General features: G+C 32.3%; 20 protein-coding genes and 2 riboswitches. Of the genes, 10 read left to right on the top strand and 10 right to left on the bottom strand.

Features of this window, described 5'->3' with window-relative positions; translation table 11 throughout:
• Positions 1-53: 53 nt before the first annotated feature.
• The 3 genes from LGK95_RS11285 to LGK95_RS11275 all read right to left on the bottom strand — a co-directional run bounded on the left by LGK95_RS11285 (position 54) and on the right by LGK95_RS11275 (position 3,672).
• Complete coding sequence (locus LGK95_RS11285; RefSeq protein WP_226124887.1) at positions 54-1,088, bottom strand: CdaR family transcriptional regulator; 1,035 nt, start codon at positions 1,086-1,088, stop codon at positions 54-56.
• A 115-nt stretch (positions 1,089-1,203) separates the two neighbouring features.
• On the bottom strand, positions 1,204-2,346 hold the full coding sequence (locus LGK95_RS11280) for a glycerate kinase family protein (protein ID WP_226124886.1): 1,143 nt from the start codon (positions 2,344-2,346) through the stop codon (positions 1,204-1,206).
• A gap of 42 nt (positions 2,347-2,388) precedes the next feature.
• The gene (locus LGK95_RS11275) at positions 2,389-3,672 is read right to left on the bottom strand and encodes a GntP family permease (RefSeq protein WP_226124885.1); all 1,284 of its coding nucleotides are present in this window, start codon (positions 3,670-3,672) and stop codon (positions 2,389-2,391) included.
• A 294-nt stretch (positions 3,673-3,966) separates the two neighbouring features.
• On the opposite strand from LGK95_RS11275, the gene LGK95_RS11270 reads away from it, so the two are divergent.
• Positions 3,967-4,509: a carbonic anhydrase gene (locus tag LGK95_RS11270; protein ID WP_226124884.1), complete on the top strand. Its 543-nt coding sequence runs from the start codon at positions 3,967-3,969 to the stop codon at positions 4,507-4,509.
• A gap of 12 nt (positions 4,510-4,521) precedes the next feature.
• On the opposite strand, the gene thiT is transcribed toward LGK95_RS11270, so the two are convergent.
• Positions 4,522-5,166 (bottom strand): energy-coupled thiamine transporter ThiT, encoded by a 645-nt coding sequence (gene thiT, locus LGK95_RS11265; protein WP_226124883.1) that lies wholly within the window; start codon positions 5,164-5,166, stop codon positions 4,522-4,524.
• Between the two features lie 87 nt (positions 5,167-5,253).
• Positions 5,254-5,358: riboswitch (TPP riboswitch) on the bottom strand.
• A gap of 228 nt (positions 5,359-5,586) precedes the next feature.
• Between thiT and LGK95_RS11260 the strand changes: the two genes are divergently transcribed.
• From LGK95_RS11260 to hydG, 3 genes are all read left to right on the top strand, one after another.
• Entirely contained in the window at positions 5,587-6,378 is a 792-nt protein-coding gene (locus LGK95_RS11260; RefSeq protein ID WP_226124882.1) for an alpha/beta hydrolase, read from the top strand.
• 296 nt (positions 6,379-6,674) lie between these two features.
• Positions 6,675-6,929 carry a TM1266 family iron-only hydrogenase system putative regulator gene (locus tag LGK95_RS11255; protein WP_226124908.1) on the top strand — a complete coding sequence of 85 codons (255 nt, stop codon included), beginning with the start codon at positions 6,675-6,677 and terminating at the stop codon, positions 6,927-6,929.
• Between the two features lie 63 nt (positions 6,930-6,992).
• The gene (gene hydG, locus LGK95_RS11250) at positions 6,993-8,411 is read left to right on the top strand and encodes a [FeFe] hydrogenase H-cluster radical SAM maturase HydG (protein ID WP_226124881.1); all 1,419 of its coding nucleotides are present in this window, start codon (positions 6,993-6,995) and stop codon (positions 8,409-8,411) included.
• A 61-nt stretch (positions 8,412-8,472) separates the two neighbouring features.
• On the opposite strand, the gene LGK95_RS11245 is transcribed toward hydG, so the two are convergent.
• From LGK95_RS11245 to LGK95_RS11225, 5 genes are all read right to left on the bottom strand, one after another.
• Entirely contained in the window at positions 8,473-9,927 is a 1,455-nt protein-coding gene (locus LGK95_RS11245) for an MDR family MFS transporter (protein WP_226124880.1), read from the bottom strand.
• Positions 9,928-10,087: 160 nt separating this feature from the next.
• Complete coding sequence (locus LGK95_RS11240) at positions 10,088-10,675, bottom strand: TetR/AcrR family transcriptional regulator (protein ID WP_226124879.1); 588 nt, start codon at positions 10,673-10,675, stop codon at positions 10,088-10,090.
• A gap of 182 nt (positions 10,676-10,857) precedes the next feature.
• On the bottom strand, positions 10,858-11,775 hold the full coding sequence (metA, locus tag LGK95_RS11235; RefSeq protein ID WP_226124878.1) for a homoserine O-acetyltransferase MetA: 918 nt from the start codon (positions 11,773-11,775) through the stop codon (positions 10,858-10,860).
• A 65-nt stretch (positions 11,776-11,840) separates the two neighbouring features.
• Positions 11,841-13,130 (bottom strand): homocysteine synthase, encoded by a 1,290-nt coding sequence (locus LGK95_RS11230; RefSeq protein ID WP_226124907.1) that lies wholly within the window; start codon positions 13,128-13,130, stop codon positions 11,841-11,843.
• Positions 13,131-13,317: 187 nt separating this feature from the next.
• A riboswitch (SAM riboswitch) is annotated at positions 13,318-13,428 on the bottom strand.
• 88 nt (positions 13,429-13,516) lie between these two features.
• Positions 13,517-13,975, bottom strand: coding sequence for a YbaK/EbsC family protein (locus tag LGK95_RS11225; protein ID WP_226124877.1), 459 nt, complete (start codon positions 13,973-13,975; stop codon positions 13,517-13,519).
• A 362-nt stretch (positions 13,976-14,337) separates the two neighbouring features.
• Between LGK95_RS11225 and LGK95_RS11220 the strand changes: the two genes are divergently transcribed.
• From LGK95_RS11220 to ybaK, 5 genes are all read left to right on the top strand, one after another.
• Positions 14,338-14,799 carry a hypothetical protein gene (locus LGK95_RS11220; RefSeq protein ID WP_226124876.1) on the top strand — a complete coding sequence of 154 codons (462 nt, stop codon included), beginning with the start codon at positions 14,338-14,340 and terminating at the stop codon, positions 14,797-14,799.
• Positions 14,800-15,045: 246 nt separating this feature from the next.
• Positions 15,046-15,972 (top strand): ABC transporter ATP-binding protein, encoded by a 927-nt coding sequence (locus LGK95_RS11215; protein WP_226124875.1) that lies wholly within the window; start codon positions 15,046-15,048, stop codon positions 15,970-15,972.
• Between the two features lies 1 nt (position 15,973).
• Positions 15,974-16,918, top strand: a complete 945-nt coding sequence (locus LGK95_RS11210) for an ABC transporter permease (RefSeq protein WP_226124906.1) — start codon at positions 15,974-15,976, stop codon at positions 16,916-16,918.
• A 166-nt stretch (positions 16,919-17,084) separates the two neighbouring features.
• On the top strand, positions 17,085-17,609 hold the full coding sequence (locus tag LGK95_RS11205; protein ID WP_226124874.1) for a hypothetical protein: 525 nt from the start codon (positions 17,085-17,087) through the stop codon (positions 17,607-17,609).
• A 228-nt stretch (positions 17,610-17,837) separates the two neighbouring features.
• Positions 17,838-18,308 (top strand): Cys-tRNA(Pro) deacylase, encoded by a 471-nt coding sequence (gene ybaK, locus LGK95_RS11200; protein WP_226124873.1) that lies wholly within the window; start codon positions 17,838-17,840, stop codon positions 18,306-18,308.
• Positions 18,309-18,343: 35 nt separating this feature from the next.
• On the opposite strand, the gene yjeM is transcribed toward ybaK, so the two are convergent.
• Entirely contained in the window at positions 18,344-19,855 is a 1,512-nt protein-coding gene (yjeM, locus tag LGK95_RS11195; protein ID WP_226124872.1) for a glutamate/gamma-aminobutyrate family transporter YjeM, read from the bottom strand.
• A 280-nt stretch (positions 19,856-20,135) separates the two neighbouring features.
• Here yjeM and LGK95_RS11190 point away from each other — a divergent pair, with 280 nt between their 5' ends.
• The gene (locus tag LGK95_RS11190) at positions 20,136-21,488 is read left to right on the top strand and encodes a pyridoxal-phosphate dependent enzyme (RefSeq protein WP_226124871.1); all 1,353 of its coding nucleotides are present in this window, start codon (positions 20,136-20,138) and stop codon (positions 21,486-21,488) included.
• The last annotated feature ends 50 nt before the right edge of the window (positions 21,489-21,538 follow it).

Raw genomic sequence — 21,538 nt, 5'->3', positions numbered from 1 at the left:
TCAGGCATAAATCTAAGGCAATTAGCATTTGCCTTGGATGATTATCTTTGAAATTATATCCACATTAATCCACATAAGAGTTCAAAGAGCTCAAGCAAAATCTTTGGATTTTTACCGGTCAGTTGTTTAATTCTATCTAGCCTGTAATTTAAAGTATTCCTATGTATGTTTAGGCTACTGGCAACTTTATTGATATCACCATTTTGTTCAACATAAATTTGTATAGTTCTAATAAGTTCTAGTTTCTTTCCGGTTTTATCAAGATTTGTGAATAGAGATATTAATGATTCTTTTTTGTTACAAGATAAATTTATAAAGAACTTTAAATCACTATAGTTATATATTAAAGATGATGGTTTTATCTTAATGCCTAAATTCATTGCTAGAGCTGCATTTTCTAGTGAAATAGCAGCTATCTCTTCTTCTCCTCCTAAACTTATTTTACGAACACTACCACTTTTTTCTATATCTCTTAATACTTCACTAGATTTAAGATTATCTGTAACAAAAAAGACCGTTTTACTATCACTTAAATTATAATAATGTGTGTATTTTTCACGTAATATTTTATATTCGCTTATGTTATCATTATTATTATATACAAGAATAGCTTGACACTTCTTAGTAAGATCAAGACCATAATTTTTAGCCTTCTGACGAAAGGCATCATCATATGTTGTTTTTCTGTGGGCAACATCATTGTAAAATTTCAACATGGTTAACCTTTTGTTTTGTATTTCTTCAATTGTCTTGGATTCTTCAATTAAGAGAACTGCGGTTACACGTACCAGTTTGCTAAACCTACTTACTTCATTAGGATTACCTGTAATGCCTACTACCCCTATTACTTTATTATTTATAATGATAGGCTCATTTACTCCCGGTTTTATTCTAGCACTATTTTCATAAACCTCATTGATAAAGGCATTATTTATAGCTTTTATAGCTCCTTCATGAACGTTGCCAATTCGGTTAATATCTCCACTTCCTATAATTACTCCATTTTCATCCATAACATTTATATTGTAGGGAATTACATTCATCATTTCTGAAACGATTTTTTGTGCTATATTTTTTGATAATTTCATATTATTCACATCCTTTTAATTAAAAGTAGTATACAACAAAATAGAAGAACAATTCCACACTTGTTCTAATTGAGTTAAAAAATCAGAGCCAAGAGTGGTGTTCTCCATAAATGTATTATAATAAGTTCATCAGTCTTATAATGTTTTCAGCTGTCTTTTCAATGTTTTTCTGACCGTTCTCTAAAGCTTCTTCTATAGGAGTTACCTCTCTCATAATGCTAAATATCGAACCTATGCCCTTTTCATATAATATATCAATATCCTTACCAACTCTTCCAGCTAATGCAATCACTGGTTTATTGTATTTGGAAGCAAGCAATGCAACACCTAAAGGAGTCTTTCCATATTGGGTCTGAAAATCTATGCTTCCTTCTCCGGTCCAAACCATATCTGATTCTTTTATTTTTTGTTCTAGTCCAGTATACTCAATGACAATATCAATACCTTTTTTTAAAGTACCATTTAAAAAAGCCATAAGCCCAGCACCTAGACCGCCTGCGGCTCCGGAACCTGCTTCATTTAATACATCTTTACCAAGTTGTTTTATAATTATATCAGCATAATGTTCTAAATTACAGTCTAATGTTTTAATCATTTCTTTGGTAGCTCCCTTTTGTGGACCAAATACTTTTGAAGCTCCTCTTTCACCACAAAGTGGATTATTAACATCACAAGCGACTTCTATAATAACTTCTTTTAAGCGTGGGTCAAAATCACTTAAATCAATACTACACAGTTTCCCTAATTCTCCACCACCAAAAGCTAGCTCATTACCATGTTTATCTAATAGTTTTCCACCAAGAGCTTGAAGGACTCCCGCTCCGCCATCGTTTGTGGCACTCCCTCCAATTCCTATTAATATCTTTTTAACGCCATGATCTAAACAAGCCTTTATAAGCTGACCAGTACCATAAGTTGTTGTTAGCATTGGATTCCTTTGCTTTGGAGTTACTAGTTGTATTCCACTGGCACTGGCCATTTCTAACATTCCTACTTCACCATTTCCTAAAATACCATACTGGGCGTAAACATCAGTTCCAAGTGGACCGACTACTTTTAAAGAATATACTTTTCCTTTAGTAGCATCAACTAATGACTGCATAGTTCCTTCTCCACCATCAGCCATAGGTACATGAACACAACGAATATTACTATTAGCTTTTTTTATTCCTCGTTCCATTGCTTCACAAGCCTCTTTTGCTGTCATGCTTTCCTTAAAAGAATCCGGTGCTAATACAATAACATAGTTTTTTTTCATAATATCACTCCTAACTTAGATATATTTAATGAGTTATTTTAGTTATTTTAAAAATCCAAATATAATTGTTGCTGTAATTGCCATAGATCCACCAACTATAGATTCATATGGAATTAGTTTCATACGGTCTTTAATTTTCATTTTTACAGAATCTCCTGTAGCATGAAAGAAATTACCTTGTGGTAAATGATCAATAACTGTAGCTCCTGTATGAACCATAATTGCCGCATTTAATGGTGCAACTCCCATAGATAATATTGCCTTCCCAAAGCTTCCAGATGCAAGAATCGACCCTGTTGATGTTGACGCGGTAGCTCCTGCCATAAGTATCCCTGATATTGGCGCTAAGAACACACCTGAAATACCTGCTGATTGAATAGATTGTACCACTACAGCACTTAAGTTAGATTTAGAAATGATACCAGCTATTGCACCTGCGCCAATTAGTATTATTGCAGTACCTGTCATTTTATTTAAACCTGAGGTTGTATATGGGATAACTTTATCAAATTGACCCATTGCAAGTAAACCTATTAAGCCTGCAACTGGAAGTATAATCATGGAATCAATATTAATTTTTACCAAAAAATCTATATGTAGTATGTTTCCGATAGGACTAATTGATAAAAGTATTATTGCTACAAGTGGTGCCACCATTGATTTAGCGAAACTTGGTTTTTCTTTAGTATTAGTTACAATAATTTCAGTTTCTTTAATTAGTTCGCCTTTTTTACTTAACAATGTAGCAACGAAATATGTTACAATTAACCCTACTATTGCTGGTATAAACCCATTAATCATTACTTGTGCTAAATCTAAATTAAAGCCTTTTGCTATTGCTATGGTATTTGGATTAGGGGAAATTATATTTCCAGCCTTACCACCACCAATCATTGCTAAAAGTATTGAAGATTTAGTAAGTCCAACCTTTCTTCCTACGGATAATGCTATTGGTGCAACTATAATAACTGAAACTGCAATAAACACACCTACAGCAGTTATAACCATGGTTGCTATGGCAATTGCCAAAAGAGCTTTTTGTTCACCGAGTTTTTCAACTATAGTTTCAGCAATTCTCTCTGCTGCACCAGACTCAATTAAAATACCTGCAAGGATTCCCGCTGCAAGGACTCTAACCACTGCTCCCATTACGCTATTAGTGCCATCAATAACAATCTGTGTGGTCTGTGCTAAACTTGCACCACCAACTAATCCACCTATGATAGCACCACCGAAAAGTGCGTATACAGGACTTACCTTTTTAAATATCAAAACTATCGCAACTATTAAACCAAATATTGCCCCAGTCCAACTTATAACAGCCATTTTATTTCCTCCTTATGAACAATGAAGTAGTTTACTATGATTAACGTTTTCATAGCTAATATATTAATAGTAATGTATATATTAAATTTTTCATATTGGTTAATTAACATTTTTTATTGTTCATTTGCACAATGTAGATACAATATTTTATAGTATAACAGTTGTGTTAATATTGTATTAACATTATTTATAAAATTCAAAAAGTAGTATTAGTAATTATTAGGTGTGCTATAATAATAAAAATAAATAAAATCATACATTAAATTAAAATAAATGTAAGGAGATGATGTCATTATGGATAGATTAATAAAAATTAACACTAAAGAAGATATATTTGAAAAATACAGAAATACACCTATTAGTGATTTGTTAGAATATCATGATTTAAATATGCCATATAAGGCGGTAAGTAGTCCACAGATGTTAATAGGAATGTGCATGGATAACAGGAAATATCTTCATATACCAAACAACTTTGCATTTATAATTCGTTCTGGTGGAGGAACTCTACGCTATAGTGAATTTAAAGTTTCTTATACAATAGCTATAGGAGGCATTAAAACTATTGCACTTATAGCTCATAATCATTGTGGTATGGTTAATTTGATGTCGAAAAGAGAAGGGTTTATTCAAGGACTAGTTGATATAGTGGGATGGGAAAGACAAAGAGCAGAAGATCACTTTATGAACTTTGCTCCGATGTTTGAGATAGGTAATGAAATAGAATTTGTGCTTGAAGAAGCTAAGAGGTTAAGAACTAAATATCCCAATATAGTAATAGCTCCCATTTATTACAACATAGATAACAATTTGTTGTATTTAATTAAGGAGGATTAGCAAATAGTTAGATTAATCTAAGATAGTTTGTTTTATCACTAGTTTAGATAAACGCTTTATAGGTAAAATTCCTATAATTACACAGGTGATAAGTGCTTCTAAACTCATATATGAGCCGTTATATAAAAGGGAGTATAAATAAACTGAAGTTCCTTTTGGAGCATAACTTCCAAAAAATACAACCCCAGATATAAAATGGCATGCAAATCTTGCGAGCATTGCGAGAATTACTCCAATAAGTATTCCTTTGGTATTACGTGATCTAAAGTAACCAACAATTCCTATAGCCATAAAAGGAAGTGGATAATCAAAAAGTACCTGTACAGGGTGCAGTGCAAAGGGACTCATAATAAAATTAATAATTCCAAATAAGAAGCCTGTTAAAAATCCAACTTCAGGACCATAAAATAAAGCTATAAGTACAATGGGAACCATGCTTCCGGCGGTAACACTGCCACCTTGCGGTAATTTGATAATTGTAATAAGTTGTAATACTGTAGCTAATGCGACAGATATTCCGACTAAAGTAATCATTTGGGTAGTAAACTTGATTTTCCGTATTTTTATAACTACAAAGATTAATAATAGTACTCCGAGTAGTGCAAAAAGAGCAATAGGACTTTTGGTAATTTCAGCAATTCTTTCGTTAAAAGTCATTTGTATAGCCTCCACGTATTGTGCTACAGAAGTATTATGGTGAAAACAGAAAAACTATATTCGCAAAAGGAATATAGTTAATGTATTTATACATTATAACCGCTTTCCTCCGCTGGTATTATCCAGATCAGGTATAAGGGACAATGAATTAAATGTTCATATCTCAGCCATAAGGCACCCCTAGCACATATATTATTATTTCTATTTAATTATATAACAGTATATTACATTTTACAACAAGGTTTGATATATTATTAAGCATAGAAGGAGTGATATTTGTTGTTCTATTAAGTGAAGTTATTTACGACAGTGTATTATTTTTAAATAAAAAGGAAATATAATTCTATAGATAATATCTTAAGACAATATACTTTTAATAGTATATGTGTTTAATATATAATATAGAGGGGGAAATAAGAAATGTCATTTTTACAAGTAAACTTTTCTTCAAAGACATTAAACAGAAATGTTACTTTTAATGCCCTTATACCAATAGACACAATTGAAATATCTGGCCAAGCAAAAATCGAGAAAAAACCAATGAAAGCTCTTTATCTTCTGCATGGATTAACACAAAATTACTCTAGTTGGGTTTGCAGTAGTAGAATTCAAGAACTATCTATAACACATAACATAGCAGTTTTTATGCCATCTGGAGAAAATAATTTTTATGTAGACGATGATGATAAAGGAGAATTGTTTGGAGAATTCATAGGAAATGATTTAATAGAATTTACGCGGTCAATATTTCCAATATCAAAGAAAAGAGAAGATACATTCATAGGTGGACTATCTATGGGTGGATATGGAGCAATTCGAAATGGTTTAAAATACTCTGAAAATTTTAGTCGTATCATAGCATTATCTTCTGCTCTTATTACCTACAATATTGCTGGAGTTTCTACTGATTATAAGGATGAGATTGGTGACTATAAATATTACACGAGATTATTTGGTGAATTACCAAAACTTCAAGGCAGTGATAAAGATCCAGAGGCACTTATTATTAATTTAAAGAAGAGAAACTCTTCAATTCCTAAAATATATATGGCATGTGGTACAGAGGACTCATTATTAGAAGTGAATCATAGATACCGTGATTTCTTAATTTCAGAGAAAATAGGTGCAACATACGTAGAAAGTTCTGGTGGCCATACGTGGGATTTTTGGAATGAATATATTGAAAAATCAATTATATGGGCATTAGATTAAGTAAGCAAAATAGTAGCTTGCTATTTACTATAAGGAGTGTTACGGTATAATTGATTTTAGGTTATGGGTTAGGGATGGAGTGACATCTGCTATTTATTTTAGCATATCATATAATAAATTTTATTAATAAAGTTATCGTTCTGAATGCATAGGGTTCGTCCCGAATGAGAAGGCGAGAGAATAGTTGTAATGATTCAAAGACATACCTTTTGGTGGTGTCTTTGGTTTTATTAACCTATCCTTGTGCCTTTTGGGTGCAGGGATTTTTTAAATTAATTAAAGAAAGGATTTTATGGATGGAGACAAGAATCGCTTTAATCGGAATTATTGTTGAAAACACAGATGCTGCTCCAAAACTTAATGCTATTCTTCACGAATATAGACAATATATTGTAGGTAGAATGGGAATCCCATATATGAAACGTCATATTTCTGTAATAAGTGTAGTTGTGGATGCACCTAATGATGTTATCAGCTCACTATCAGGAAAACTTGGAATGCTACCAAATGTAAACATCAAAACACTTTATTCTAAAGTGCCACCACAATAACAAATAAAAACATCTTAATCGTTTTATAGATAATAAATAATAACATTAAAAGGAGTTTATGCTATGTATGATTCTAAGTCGAAAATTGCAACAGAGTTTATTGAAGACGGTGAAATTTTATCCACCATTGCCTATGCGCAGGAAAACAAAGAAAATCGAGAATTAATTGATAGCCTAATAGAGCGTGCAAAAGACGGAAAGGGGTTAACTCATAGGGAGGCTGCTGTGCTTCTAGAATGCGATTTGGATGATGAAAAAGAAAAAATGTTTAAGATAGCAAAAGAGATTAAGCAGAAGCTTTATGGCAATCGAATTGTTATTTTTGCTCCTTTATATCTATCAAACTATTGTGTAAATGGATGTGTGTATTGTCCTTATCACTCTAAAAATAAAACAATATCACGTAAAAAGCTTACGCAAGAAGAAATAGTTAAAGAGGTTATAGCACTTCAGGATATGGGACACAAGAGATTGGCTTTAGAATCAGGAGAAGACCCAATAAACAACCCAATTGAATATATTTTAGAAAGTATAAAGACAATATATAGTATTAAACATAAGAATGGTGATATACGCCGAGTAAATGTTAATATTGCTGCGACAACAGTAGAAGATTATCAGAAGCTTAAGGAAGCTGGCATTGGTACATACATACTTTTCCAGGAAACTTATAATAAGAAAAGTTATGAGCAGCTTCATCCAACAGGACCAAAACACAATTACGCATATCATACTGAAGCTATGGATCGTGCAATGGAAGGCGGTATTGATGATGTGGGAATTGGAGTCTTGTTCGGTTTAAATATGTACCGTTATGACTTTGTAGGTTTGCTTATGCATGCAGAACATTTAGAGGCAGCTATGGGAGTGGGTCCACATACTATCAGTATTCCACGCATTTGCCCTGCTGATGATATTGATCCAAATACATTTTCAAATTCAATTTCTGATGAGATGTTCGAAAAAATCGTGGCTGTTATTCGTATTGCTGTTCCATACACAGGCATGATTGTTTCTACCCGTGAATCGAAAACAACCCGCGAGCGTGTACTAGAACTAGGAATATCTCAGGTAAGTGGAGGTTCTTGTACAAGTGTCGGAGGATACTCTGAGCCGGAATCCGAAGAAGATAATTCAAAGCAATTTGAAGTAACCGACACCCGTAAATTGGATGAAATCGTAAACTGGTTATTGGGGCTGGGCTATATTCCAAGCTTTTGTACTGCCTGTTATAGGGAAGGACGTACAGGTGACCGTTTTATGAGTCTTGTTAAGGCTGGTCAGATTGGAAACTGTTGTCAACCTAATGCATTGATGACACTTAAAGAATATTTGGAGGATTATGCATCACTTGATACTAAAATAAAGGGTGAGGCAGTAATTGAAAAAGAAATTCCTAATATTCAAAATGAAAAGGTTCGTGCAATTGCAGTAGAACATTTAAAAGAACTTAAGGAAGGGAAACGAGATTTTCGTTTCTAACATTAAAAAGGTGTATAGCAAAATTGTGCTATACACCTTTTTATATTTAAATAACAACAATTTAAGATTTTACTTGTGATTCTTTAGTAACACTTTTATGATCACGACTTAAGAGCAGTGTTAATATAAAACCAATTGCAATAATTATGGCAGCAATGCTCAAAGAGTGACCAAAACCATTATATATAGCTTTTACTTGATCTTGAGAGTTGCTTTGATTGCCTACATTATTTAAGTAACTATTTTGGTATGCGGTCATAATACCTAAAAATAAAGCGGAACCCAAAGCACCAGCTATCTGCCTTACAGTATTTTCTATTGCAACACCATCTGCTTGATTTTTATATGATAATTCATTAAGTGCATTTGTCTGACTAGGTGACATCGACATAGATATCCCTATGCATATAAAACAATATAAAACAGCAATTGTTGCTATAGAAGTTGATGGTGTAATACGCGATAATATTAAAGTGAAAATGCATATTATTGCCAAACCTGATGGAATCAATGTTTTACCACCTATTTTATCATAAATTTTACCAACAAATGGAGTTACTATAGTAATACAAAGAATTCCTGGCAATAAAGCAAGTGCTGATACGAAAGTTGATGTTTTTAAACCGTTTTGTAACAGTAGAGGTATTATCATACCCAAAGGAAATAGTAACATCTGCATTAGTACAATTAATATCATACCTATTGTAAATACAGGATATTTGAATGATTTTAATTCTAACATTGGCTCCTTTAATAATAATTGGCGTTTACCAAACAAAATTAATGCGATTAGTCCAATTGCAAAAACAATAAGCATATTAAACGTACTTATAGTACCAAATGCGCTTATTGCATATATAACTCCTGCAAAACCTATAGTTGATAACAAGATAGATAAATAATCAATCTTTGGTTTTGTTATTACCGATGTATTCTCTAAAAATATATAACCAAAAACCATACAAGCAATCAATAGTGGAATTAATATTATGAATAATGCATGCCAACTAAAAAGTTGTAGTAATAAACCAGCGACTACTGGAGCAAGTGCAGGCCCTAATGTAATTACAGAAATGCATATTGCTACTGCTGAGCCACGTTTTTCAGGTGGATTCACTACTAAAGCTGTATTCATCATAATGGGTATTAACATCCCTGTACCAGATGCTTGGATTAATCTTGAAATTAATAAGGCAGCAAAGGACGTAGAAAATATAGCCAGTATAGTTCCTACTAAAAATAATGTCATTGCGCTTAAAAATAATTGCTTTGTAGTAAAAGTATGAATAAGAAAAGCTGTAATTGGTACAAGAATTCCAACTACTAATACATAGCCAGTTGTAAGCCATTGTGCTGTTGTAGCTGTAATATGCATTTCTACCATTAATGTCGGAAATGCTACATTGAGTATGGTTTCGTTAAATAGGGATATAAAACTTCCAATTAGTAACACAATCATAATTGCTTTTGCATTATAATATTCTGCTACTTTTGTATAACTTTTGGTTGCGTTCATAAATTATAATCTCCTCTGAAACAGTATTAGACCAGTCTATATAAAAATAAAATAACCTATACATTTTGAAAAAACATTTCTTAAGTTATGCTTTTAATAACTAGCTTAAAAGAAAAATTTTATCAAAATGTTATTTTAATACTTATAATAATTTATAAATTTAGATTTTATTATTTAAATAAGGAGTCAATAGAATTTTTATCTGATTACTAACAGTAAGGAAAATCTCATCACTTCTATGAGTAAGTGATACTGTTATAGCACCTTCAATAATAATTTGGATGAACGTGCCTAATTCTTTTGCAATTTCTTTTTCAATTCCACTTTGAACTAATTTTTTGACATACATGGTTTGTAAATCTGTAAAAGATTCACTACAAGCTTCTCTTAGTGGTTGGCTTGACAAATAGGTTTCTAATGCTATAAGACTTATAGAAAAGCCTATTGGTTTACTTTCTTTTTTAAAATCTTCCATTATGTTTTTGATAAGGTTTTGAATGGCTTCAATTGGATTTGGATACTTATCTAATACAATCTGTAATCTTGCTTGAATAGATGTACTTGCTAGGTGTATAGCCTCTAAGGCTAACTCCTCTTTCCCATTAGGGAAATAATAATATAGAGAACCTTTAGGTGAACCACTTACTTTTAAAATTTCGTTTAATCCTGTAGCGTTATACCCTTTAAGTTGAAAAAGCATTGCTGCCACATTAAGAATTTTTTCTCTTGAATCAGTTTTACTTCTCATTAAAATAATGTCCTTTCTTGAAATATAATATAACGACTGGTCTATATGTTTATTATAAACATTAGCTTAATAATGTCAAGATATTCTGGTGAAATAATTTGAATACATACTCGACATAACCAATGAACTAGGGGACATATAAAAGTTGCTGACATAAATATTATCAGCAACTTTTATATGTGTTATTTAAGATGTACTAAATTGTAAGGCGTTTCTTGATAAACATAATAATTTAGCCAATTTGCGAAAAGTAAATTTGAATGACCTCTCCACTTTACAATAGGTTTCTTTGTTGGATCATCTTTAGGATAATAATTCCTTGGAACATTTCTATCTATACCGTTTGCAATATCTCGGTCATATTCTTTTTTTAATGTTAAAGGATCATATTCCGAATGTCCAGTTATAAAAATTTGGCGTCCTTTTTTTGCTGATACAATATAAATTCCTGATTCATCAGATTCTGATATTATTTCAAGTTCATCTATTTTATCAATATCAGCTTTTCTTATCTCAGTATATCTCGAATGTGGAACATAAAATTCATCGTCAAATCCACTTACAAGTCTAACATTTTGTTTTATTATTTTATGTTTGAATACACCAAACATTTTACTATCTAGTTTATGTTTATGCAATCCGTAATGATAATGAAGCCCTGCTTGAGCACCCCAACAAATATGCAAGGTAGAGTATACATTGCGTACACTCCACTCCATGATTTTTTTGAGTTCCTCCCAGTAATCTACTTCTTCAAAAGGTACATTTTCAATTGGTGCGCCTGTTATTATCATTCCATCAAATTTTAGATCCTTTATTTCATCAAAAGTATTATAAAACTTAATTAAATGTTCTTCAGATATATTTTTACTCGCATGACTTTCTGGGTGAAGAAGTACTACATCAATTTGCAATGGAGAGTTTCCAAGAAGTCTTAGAAGTTGCGTCTCTGTATCTATTTTTGTAGGCATCAAGTTTAAAATTATGATCTTTAAAGGACGAATATCTTGATGAAAGGCGCAGTCTTCTGTAATAGTAAATATATTTTCTTTATTTAAAGTTTTATATGCTGGAAGATTGTCTGGTATTTTTATTGGCATTTAGATCCTCCTTGTAACACGGCATCGTCTAAAATAACTGCTTAATGCCTTAGTTGTATTTGAAACTATTTAACTGCTTTTTCTAGAGCTTGCTTCAAGTCGTATATAATGTCATCAATACCTTCAACACCAATTGATAGTCTTATTAAATCAGGAGTAACTCCAGCAGCTTTTTGTTCTTCCTCATTAAGTTCAGCATGTGTTGTGCTTGATGGGTGAATTACGAGCGATTTAGCATCTGCAACATTTGCAAGTAATGAGAATAATTTTACACTGTTAATAAATTTTTTCCCAGCTTCAAGTCCACCTTTAATTCCAAAAGTGAATATTGATCCTGCTCCTTTTGGTAGATATTTTTTAGCTAAGTCTTTATACTTACTGCCTTCAAGTTCAGGATAATTTATCCATGAAACACTTGGATGGTTACTTAAATATTTAACAACAGCTCTAGCGTTTGATACATGTCTCTCAACTCTTAATGACAATGATTCAAGTCCCTGAAGAAATAAAAATGCACTTTGTGGACTAAGCGTTGCACCGGTATTTCGAAGTAGTTGAACTCTAGCCTTTAAAGCAAATGCTGGAGCACCTAAATCGGCATATACGAGTCCATTGTAGCTTTTGTCTGGAGTAGTAAAATCAGGGAACTTACCGCTTGCAGCCCAATCAAATTTGCCACCATCAACTATAACTCCACCAATAGTAGTTCCATGTCCTCCAATGAACTTCGTTGCTGAATGAACAACTATGTCAGCGCCATACTCAATTGGACGACAAAGGAAAGGAGTTGCGAATGTACTATCAATAATAAGTGGTATTTTATTTGCATGTGCAATATTTGCTACTGCTTCTATATCTAAAACATTTATTTTTGGATTTCCTATTGTTTCACCATAAAGTGCTTTCGTTTTATCAGTTATAGCTTTTCTAAAGTTTTCAGGATCATCTGGGTCAACAAAAGTTACGTTGATTCCAAGTTTTCTAAGGGTAACATTAAATAATTCATAAGTACCACCATAAAGTGTACTTGTAGCTACTATTTCATCGCCGCAGCTTGCAACGTTTAGTATTGCATAGAATATTGCAGCTAGACCTGAAGCTGTAGCAAGTCCAGCCACGCCACCTTCAAGAGCAGCTACTCTTTTCTCAAAAACGTCTGTAGTTGGGTTCATTATTCTTGCATACACATTTCCAGGTTCTTTTAATTGAAATAAATTTGCTGCATGATCTGCATTTTTAAATACAAAAGATGATGTTTGATAAATTGGAACTGCTCTTGATCCTGTAGTAGGGTCAGGGACCTGTCCTGCATGTACCTGTAATGTTTCAAAACTTAATTTTCTCTCACTCATAATAATATCTCCTTTTTAATTTATTAATTTTATTTTGACATTTTAAATATTTAATAGTTATATTGTTGAAAGAGGTACTAAAATGTGTTAATACATCTACTTTGATGAAAAAAAAAGCAGCCTTCCTATAAGGAAAGCAGCATGATTAACTTTAATAAACAATAAAATTGTATAATAAAATTTGCTATCGTCCTTATCTTTCAGATTTTATAATCTGATGGAATTGACACCATTGCACTCATAAAAAAATGCTGGTTGTCGGGCATCATCGGGCCAGTCCCTCTGCCGCTCTGGATAAGTTGTATTTAGTTATTAGTGCCTAGTATATTACTCATAAATGTAATTGTCAATACTTTTTATATAGCTTCTTGGAATAATAATTATTTTGTTTATTTACAAACGTCGATATATTCAGCTTGAGTAAGCTCTTGCATTACTAATGGCTTGATTTTTAAGGCTGTATATGCTGACCCAGCTGCTGGGTAGACATATTCATAGTTTTCAAGGGAAACATCTATGTATACTGAAATAGGGTTTGTTAACCCGAATGGGCATACTCCGCCTACAGGATGACCTGTTATTTCTGCAACTTCATCGTGATTTAACATTTTTGCTTTAGTCTTGAAAAAGTCTTTGTATTTTCTATTATCTATTCGTGCATCTCCTTTAGTAACAATCAAAATATCTCTATCTTTAAGACGAAATGATAATGTTTTTGCAATTAAAGCTGGGTCAACCCCTAAGGTTTTGGCAGCAAGGTCAACAGTTGCACCGCATTCTTCAAGAATAAACACTGGATCTTCAAGTCCATGCTCAACAAAAAAATTCTTTACACTTTCAACACTCATAAGTAGCCTTCTTTCATTTGTGGTCTAATAGTTTTAAGTTTAAAAGTATGATAAGTGTTTTATTGAATGTTGTCAATAGTTAGATAATATTATTATGTACAAAATTAGGGTATATAGTCGATTAAAACTATATTAGTTAATAAAGGAATTTATTCATTAATATAGAATAAGTATAGTATACATAATTATATAAAAGTATAATATTAAGTAAACAAAATAACATGGGAATTTCTAAATTTTATATAAAAGTACTAATGATTTTAATATTTAGATTATACGAAAGGAATGTTAAGTTCTTCAAGTTGACGATACTTCACTTAAAAATAGTGTTGTAGAGAAATACATAAAAGGATGTGTTTAGAATGGGAAGAAGTACACTTGTAAAAAGTGCAGATAAAATAGGCAGAGTTAGTGAAGATTCAATAAAAGAATATGTGGACAAAATGGAAGCGCTCGCTGTGGGAATGAACGAGATAATGCTTAGAAGAGAAGATATTTTAGAACTTATAGGCGGCGAAAAAAACATTACAATGATGAAAGAAAATCATAATAATCATCTACGATTTGTTGCATCAATATTGCAAACACCTGATTCAGGAATTCTGGTGGATACTACTTTAGGGGTTTTTCGCGCATATATGAGCAGGGGTTTTAGCCCAGATTATTGGGAAGTTCAATTAAACACTTGGAGAGAACTGCTGAAACAAAATATGACTGATAAAGCATTCTTGGAGGTAATCAGTATTTATAATTGGTTTACTGTAAATATACCTCATTTTACAGTAGTTGCAGATGAAAAATCAAAACATATGGACAATGATTAAGGAATACGACTAATAAATGACATACTTGATGTGTCTGCTTAAATTATGCAAATCAAAAAGCTAGTCCTATGTGTGTAACATATAGGGTTAGCTTTTTTTATTAGTTGATTTATCAGTGTTCATCATTGAGGTACAGGAACTATTGCCTCTGGTTTGAAATATAGAGTACTACGTGTTATAATACACTATGGCAATTACCTGTTTTTGAGTGGTAAACAATTTAAAATACATATAAGGAGGTTCTATATGGAAGTGAAAAATATAGTGCAAATTAAGAATGTTACAAAGAAAATCGGAAAAAAACTTATAATAGATGACCTTACTTTTGATGTTCATTCTGGTGAGGTGTTTGGATTCCTTGGACCCAATGGTGCAGGGAAAACTACTACTATTAAAATGCTTTTAGGACTTATGACTATGACTAAAGGTGAAATATACATTGATGGAGCTAATGTTGAGAAGGATTTTGAAAAAGCCATTGCTAGAGTGGGTGGGATTATTGAAAACCCAGATTTATATAAATATTTAACCGGATATCAAAACCTTGTTCATTTTTGGAGAATGTACCCAGATGTAAAGAAGGAACGTATTGATGAGGTTATTAAAATTGTTGGCCTTGATAAGAGAATACATGACAAAATAAAGACATATTCTCTAGGCATGCGCCAAAGGTTAGGGGTTGCACAAGCCCTAATTAATTCTCCAAAGCTATTGGTACTCGATGAACCTACTAATGGACTAGATCCTGCCGGAATTCATGAACTACGGACTCATTTAAGAACTCTTGCAAAAGAAGAAAATGTTGCGATTATAGTATCTAGTCACCTGCTTTCAGAAATGGAGCTTATGTGTGATAGGGTAGGAATAATACAAAATGGAAAATTAGTTGGAATTCAAGATATGAGCGAAATGCTTGATGATGTCGACGATTCAGCTGTAGCTCTAATAGTTAAACCAATTAAACAAGCGAAGACATATTTAGAAAGTCTTAATAGTAACTATAAAGCACAAATTGATGGAAATGAGATTAAAATTAAAGAGGATATAGATAATATTCCTGAGTTAATTGAGAAGCTTGTAGATCAGGGAATTAAGATATATGGCGTTCGAAAGGTACAACAAAGTTTAGAAAATAAATTCTTGAAAATGACAGGGGGTAACGAAATTGCGTAAGATGATTAGTTTAGTTCGTAATGAAAATATGAAGCTTGCCCATCATACTAGTACTTGGGTGATGATGGGAATAATGGTTCTTCTTATAGTAGTTGTCGGATTGGTAACTAGATTTGCAGTTCCACAAGCACCTGCAAGTAATTGGAAAGCAGATATAACAACTGAAAATCAATTTATTAAACAAACAATAGCTAAGCCAGAAATAGAAAAGTCACAAAAAGATCAGGGTATTAAGCAGTTACAAACTAATGAATATCGTCTTAAACATAATGTGCAACCTATACAAGGTAACTCATTATGGGGATTTGTAGAAGGGATATCAAGTAACTTTATATCATTAATTGCCCTTTTTGCAATTATAATAGGTGGTGGCATAGTGGCAAACGAGTTTTCAGGGGGAACGATTAAACTATTACTAATTAGACCTTCAAAGCGGTGGAAAATATTGTTGTCAAAATATATTGCTGTTATAGAGCATATTATTCTAATGCTCTTAGTACTTTTAGTGGTATCATTTGTTCTTGGAGGAATATTGTTTAGCTTTAAGGGCGCAGGTACATCATTGCTTACCAATTCAGGTGGGATAATTACTGAAACTAGTATGATGTCGCATATTGTGCAACTTTATGGACTTGAGTCTATAAACTTGCTTATGATGGTTACTTTATCATTTATGATTTCTACAGTTTTCCGTAATAGTGCAATGGCTATAGGAATTGGAGTTTTTCTTCTAACTGTAGGGAATGTAATAACAGTATTCCTTGCTAGATTTGATTGGTCAAAATATATTTTGTTCGCAAATACTAATTTAAATCAATATATTAATGGGGAGCCATTGGTTAAAGGAATGACAATGACATTCTCAATTATTGTATTGATAGTTTATTTTATTATTTTTAATGCTATTTCATATATTGGTTTTACTAAACGGGATATAGTATCATAATATTATAAATATGATGTAGACAAACTAGGTAAATATAAATTTACCTAGTTTTTTTATTAAAATCATAATAGTCAGTTATCTCTTTATAAGGTAATACATGTTATAGTAACAAAAGAAGAGTACTAGAGTAATATAAAGTATAATAAATATTATTTTGGAGGTACTTATGTACGATTATCGTTGTGAAGAATGTGAAAATCTTGGACAGTGTAGGCACATGGAGAATATGCCTATGGCAAATATGCCCATGATGAACATGCCTATGGGAAATATGCCCATGATGAATATGCCTATGATGAATATGCCTATGATGAACATGCCTATGATGAATATGCCCATGATGAATATGCCTATGTGTGATGAAGATGATGAAGATGATGAAGATTTAAAAAGTATGTATCCTAAGGTTTATATTAGGATGTACCCAATGGTTAAACATCACTATAATATGATTGTAGCAAAATATGGAAAAATGTACTGCCCTAGCGAAGATGAAATGGATCATATGTGTAAAGATATATGTGACAAGTACAAAGAACATCATAAAGACGACGATGACGACGACGATTGCAATGATGATGGTATGAGGGATTTATCACGTCGCGACGGCGGTGGAGGCATACTTGGAGATTTAGCTAGAATACTGCTTATTGGAAATTTAATTGGGGGAAGAAACTACTACGGATTTTAGAATTACCGCTAGGTAATGTTAAGTAGAACGAGTTAACTTTAAGTTTTATCCACATAAAAAAACTGTTGAAGTAAGTTCAGCAGTTTTTTGTGGTTAAGTTCAACTTCTTAGATTAAGAGAATGATTAGTATGTTATTTGTCTAGGTAGTGCATAAGGTGAAGAAAGAGGATATAATAAGGAGAGTTTATAAATTAACGTGTTAATTTAATGTAGTTAGGAGAATTATGATGATAAAAACAAATGTTATGCGGATTTTAGATAAAATAAATGTTGAATATGATGTTATAACTTATGATGTTAAGGATGAGAAGGTAGACGGAATATCTGTGGCAAATAAGATAGGAAGAGTTGAAAAATATGTTTATAAAACCTTAGTTACACATGGAGCTTCTAAAACTATTTATGTTATCGTAATTCCAGTTAGAGAAGAAATAGACTTTAAGAAAGTAGCTAAAGTAACTAATGAAAAAAGAATAGAAATGCTAGACTTATTGGATCTTCATAAGTATACAGGTTATATTAGAGGTGGTTGTTCGCCTATAGGTATGAAAAAACAATATAAGACATTTATAAGTGAAGGGGCTCTTGATATGGATAAGATAATTATTAGCGCTGGAAAAATAGGATTTCAAATAGAAATTAATGCAAATAAATTAAAAAGTATTATAGAATGTGAGTTTGCTGATTTGACAAAGTAAAATGATTCCTGCCATACACAGAAATCATCCTATTCTTAGTTATTTATATATTTTTTTTCATAGCTCCAATACATTATCCAGGCAACCGCCGCAAAGAATATTGGTCCAGCTATACTCCAAATTGTTGTTTTTAAATCTCCTTCGAGTGCTGGTTGTAGTATTGAGAAGAAGTTTGCAAACCCAACAGTGAACATAACTATTGCTGTCCATATTACAGCACTTCTGTCAGTTTTAAATATTTCAAAAGGCTTAATAATATCTTTATTTTTTTTAAATGGTGCGAATGCAAACGCTATAAACATGTATGGAAGGGTCATAGCTACGTTAGTCATTGATACTAACACATCGAAGAATTTTGACATATTATCTCCACCAAAGGATACAAGAGCAATCATAACACAAACTATTGCAGCTTGAATCCACATTGCCCTTTGAGGCAATCCGTTTTTCATTTTTGCAAGTTTCCCAGGCCATAACTTAGCTGGAGTACCCAAAATTAACTGTTTTAATGGAGAAAACATTAATGTGAAGAAAGCACCTGCTAAAGCTAAGAACATTGAAATTCCAACGAATCTAGCTATTCCGTGTGCCATAGCTAATGAAGTAGCTTCACTTGCACCGAATGCCTGACCAAGAGCGTATCCTAGGTTGCCCATTACTACATAACCAGCATTGCCTAAGTGAACGCTCTTGTCATTCATAACAGTTGCCCAGTTAGTAAATATACCAGTAAGGAATATTCCTAGTGAGTATCCAATTGAGATAACAACTGCTGAAATAACAACACCCTTAGGGAATGTTTTCTCAGCATTTTCTGTTTCATCAACTAGGCCTCCAACAACTTCTATACCACCATAAGCAAATAAAGCAAATACTATGAATGCAAAAGCTGAAATTATATTTCCAGTGTAAGCAGGGTTTGGTGAAGATGTGAATGAGCTAAGTCCAACTACCGGTTGAGCTAGTTGGCCATGATTTCCTATAAGTACTGCTATAGCTCCAACAAATAAGACTATGTTTAACAATGCAACTGCAGTACCACCTAGTGAAGTTACCTTCTTAATTTTTTCTAATCCTTTAGTTGATACATAGGTAACCAATATTATCCAAAGAATTCCAAGTAGTCCTAGAGTTTTAGGTCCAGTTAGTCCCGTTATTCCAAATAAAGCCCAAGTCTGTGTTGTATCTTTACCAAATATCGCATTTGATATTGGAACCCAAACTCCTGATGCAACGTTAACCATCCAAACTACATAGGATGCATACCACATGAACGTTCCCATAAAAGCAAATTTAGCTCCTACTGATTTTTCCATCCATGAGTAAATCCCACCCTTTTCGTTTTTGAAAGCTGCACCAAATTCAGCCATCATGAAAGCAAAAGGAATAAAGAATGTTATTCCTGACAAGATATACCATGGAATAGCGGCGTAACCCATCTTATAGAATGATCTTGGGATGTTGTTAAATCCATAAACTGAAGTAAAAATCATTAAAACTAATGATACCAATGATAAGTGCTTAGTACTTTTTATGTTTTCTGACATACTTTATTCCTCCTTAGATGTAATCGATATAATTAATTTATTATTACTATTATTATTATATATTAATCAACAAAATATTCAATAATCTTGTAGAAAGGAGTTAAATTATACTAATTTCATTAGTAATGGTTTAACCTGCAGTTGCAGATTTAAACTTAAAATGATATAATGTATACAATTAAAACTATAACTTAGTGAAATGGGCATTCTAACTCTAAAGGAACAAAACAGTTGGAATGTTTTTTTAATTTAATTACAATTAAGTATAGAAGGAGATTATATGCGAAAAAGTGGAAGAACACCATTAATGAGAGCGAAAAAATTAGAAAAGGCATTAGGTATTGAAGAAATATATCTAAAACTCGAGGGAGCTAATCCGTCAGGACATAAATATGACCGTATTGCAGAGGTATTAGTAAGAGATGCTGTTGCTAATGGGTTTGAGAAAATTTTAGTTGACGGTTCTGAATGCTACATAAAATCCGTAATGTTATTTGCAAAGATAAACGAACTCGAAGTGAAAATTCCGCTATTTAAACAAGAAAAGTGGAAAATATCACGTTTAAACAAAGATTTTTTAATGGATTTGAGAGATAAACATAATACATTTTCACGACTACAATTAAGAGATATAGCAGAAAAAAGTAACATGTATTTAATGTGCGAATGGAATTTGAATAATATTATCAGTCATTTAGTACTTGAGGATATGACGAGTGAATGTTTGGAACGTATGGATTATAAAGTTGATTCTATTACTCTTCAGTTAGCATATGGATATACACTTTCAAGTATTTACAGTGGGCTAATAAAAAGTTGGGTAGAGGAAGAATTATGTGAATTACCTCAATTATTATGTGGTTCTAGTCCATCATGGCAAGATGTTTTGGATCAATACGCTAAAAAGATGAACATTGGTAAGGAAGAAAATGATAAAGATATTACTGAAAGAAAAGATTTATATTTACCAGATAAACATACAGAAATTGTTGAAATAATTATGAAAATTATTTTAGAGACGCGAGTTGAAATGATTGGCATTGAAGAAGACGATTTGAAGCATGCAGCTACTATGCTACGTGAACTTGAGGGTGTTATAGTTTCAAGAAAAGAATCCTATGCAATGGCAGCGTTTATTCAAAAGGTGAAACAAGGAAGTTTAAAAAGCGGGAAACATTTAATTATTCTAAATGATGGGCGAAGCGAAATCGAAGTATGCGAAATTAAGAGTTTCGATTATAAAAGCAAAGAGGATTTAATTGAAATGACACGTTCTTGGTTATCCGATTACAATGATTCAGTTGGAGAGACGGTAGATGCTATAGAAAAAGCTATGAAAGAAGGATTTTTGTTAATAGCAAAACGAAATGGTGAAGAACAAGGTATTTGCATTATTGTTAATATGGGATTTGAAAGATTTATTCCTACATATCATCTAGCGTATATTGGTGTTAAAATAGGAAACAAAGGGCGTGGTGTGGCATCAGAACTAATTAGCCGTGCTATCGAACTGACAGATGGTAATTTGTCTCTTCACGTAGACCTTGATAACAAACGTGCTAAAAATCTCTATCGGAAGATGGGATTCAACCACGTATATGACCGTATGATATTTAACCATCCAACTGAGTAAGCTAAAATTAAAAAAGAGGCAAACTACTGAAATATACTTCAGTAGTTTGC

Origin of the sequence: Clostridium algoriphilum (assembly GCF_020443705.1) — a bacterium.
Classification (GTDB): Bacteria; Bacillota; Clostridia; order Clostridiales; family Clostridiaceae; genus Clostridium_AD; species Clostridium_AD algoriphilum.
This window is presented reverse-complemented; position numbering and strand designations above follow the sequence as displayed.

Excerpts from the sequence above, each read along its gene's own strand:
- LGK95_RS11285 (WP_226124887.1), bottom strand. The coding sequence starts at position 1,088 with ATGAAATTATCAAAAAATATAGCACAAAAAATCGTTTCAGAAATGATG.
- LGK95_RS11280 (WP_226124886.1), bottom strand. The coding sequence starts at position 2,346 with ATGAAAAAAAACTATGTTATTGTATTAGCACCGGATTCTTTTAAGGAA.
- LGK95_RS11275 (WP_226124885.1), bottom strand. The coding sequence starts at position 3,672 with ATGGCTGTTATAAGTTGGACTGGGGCAATATTTGGTTTAATAGTTGCG.
- LGK95_RS11270 (WP_226124884.1), top strand. The coding sequence starts at position 3,967 with ATGGATAGATTAATAAAAATTAACACTAAAGAAGATATATTTGAAAAA.
- thiT (WP_226124883.1), bottom strand. The coding sequence starts at position 5,166 with ATGACTTTTAACGAAAGAATTGCTGAAATTACCAAAAGTCCTATTGCT.
- LGK95_RS11260 (WP_226124882.1), top strand. The coding sequence starts at position 5,587 with ATGTCATTTTTACAAGTAAACTTTTCTTCAAAGACATTAAACAGAAAT.
- LGK95_RS11255 (WP_226124908.1), top strand. The coding sequence starts at position 6,675 with ATGGAGACAAGAATCGCTTTAATCGGAATTATTGTTGAAAACACAGAT.
- hydG (WP_226124881.1), top strand. The coding sequence starts at position 6,993 with ATGTATGATTCTAAGTCGAAAATTGCAACAGAGTTTATTGAAGACGGT.
- LGK95_RS11245 (WP_226124880.1), bottom strand. The coding sequence starts at position 9,927 with ATGAACGCAACCAAAAGTTATACAAAAGTAGCAGAATATTATAATGCA.
- LGK95_RS11240 (WP_226124879.1), bottom strand. The coding sequence starts at position 10,675 with ATGAGAAGTAAAACTGATTCAAGAGAAAAAATTCTTAATGTGGCAGCA.
- metA (WP_226124878.1), bottom strand. The coding sequence starts at position 11,775 with ATGCCAATAAAAATACCAGACAATCTTCCAGCATATAAAACTTTAAAT.
- LGK95_RS11225 (WP_226124877.1), bottom strand. The coding sequence starts at position 13,975 with ATGAGTGTTGAAAGTGTAAAGAATTTTTTTGTTGAGCATGGACTTGAA.
- LGK95_RS11220 (WP_226124876.1), top strand. The coding sequence starts at position 14,338 with ATGGGAAGAAGTACACTTGTAAAAAGTGCAGATAAAATAGGCAGAGTT.
- LGK95_RS11215 (WP_226124875.1), top strand. The coding sequence starts at position 15,046 with ATGGAAGTGAAAAATATAGTGCAAATTAAGAATGTTACAAAGAAAATC.
- LGK95_RS11210 (WP_226124906.1), top strand. The coding sequence starts at position 15,974 with ATGATTAGTTTAGTTCGTAATGAAAATATGAAGCTTGCCCATCATACT.
- LGK95_RS11205 (WP_226124874.1), top strand. The coding sequence starts at position 17,085 with ATGTACGATTATCGTTGTGAAGAATGTGAAAATCTTGGACAGTGTAGG.
- ybaK (WP_226124873.1), top strand. The coding sequence starts at position 17,838 with ATGATAAAAACAAATGTTATGCGGATTTTAGATAAAATAAATGTTGAA.
- yjeM (WP_226124872.1), bottom strand. The coding sequence starts at position 19,855 with ATGTCAGAAAACATAAAAAGTACTAAGCACTTATCATTGGTATCATTA.
- LGK95_RS11190 (WP_226124871.1), top strand. The coding sequence starts at position 20,136 with ATGCGAAAAAGTGGAAGAACACCATTAATGAGAGCGAAAAAATTAGAA.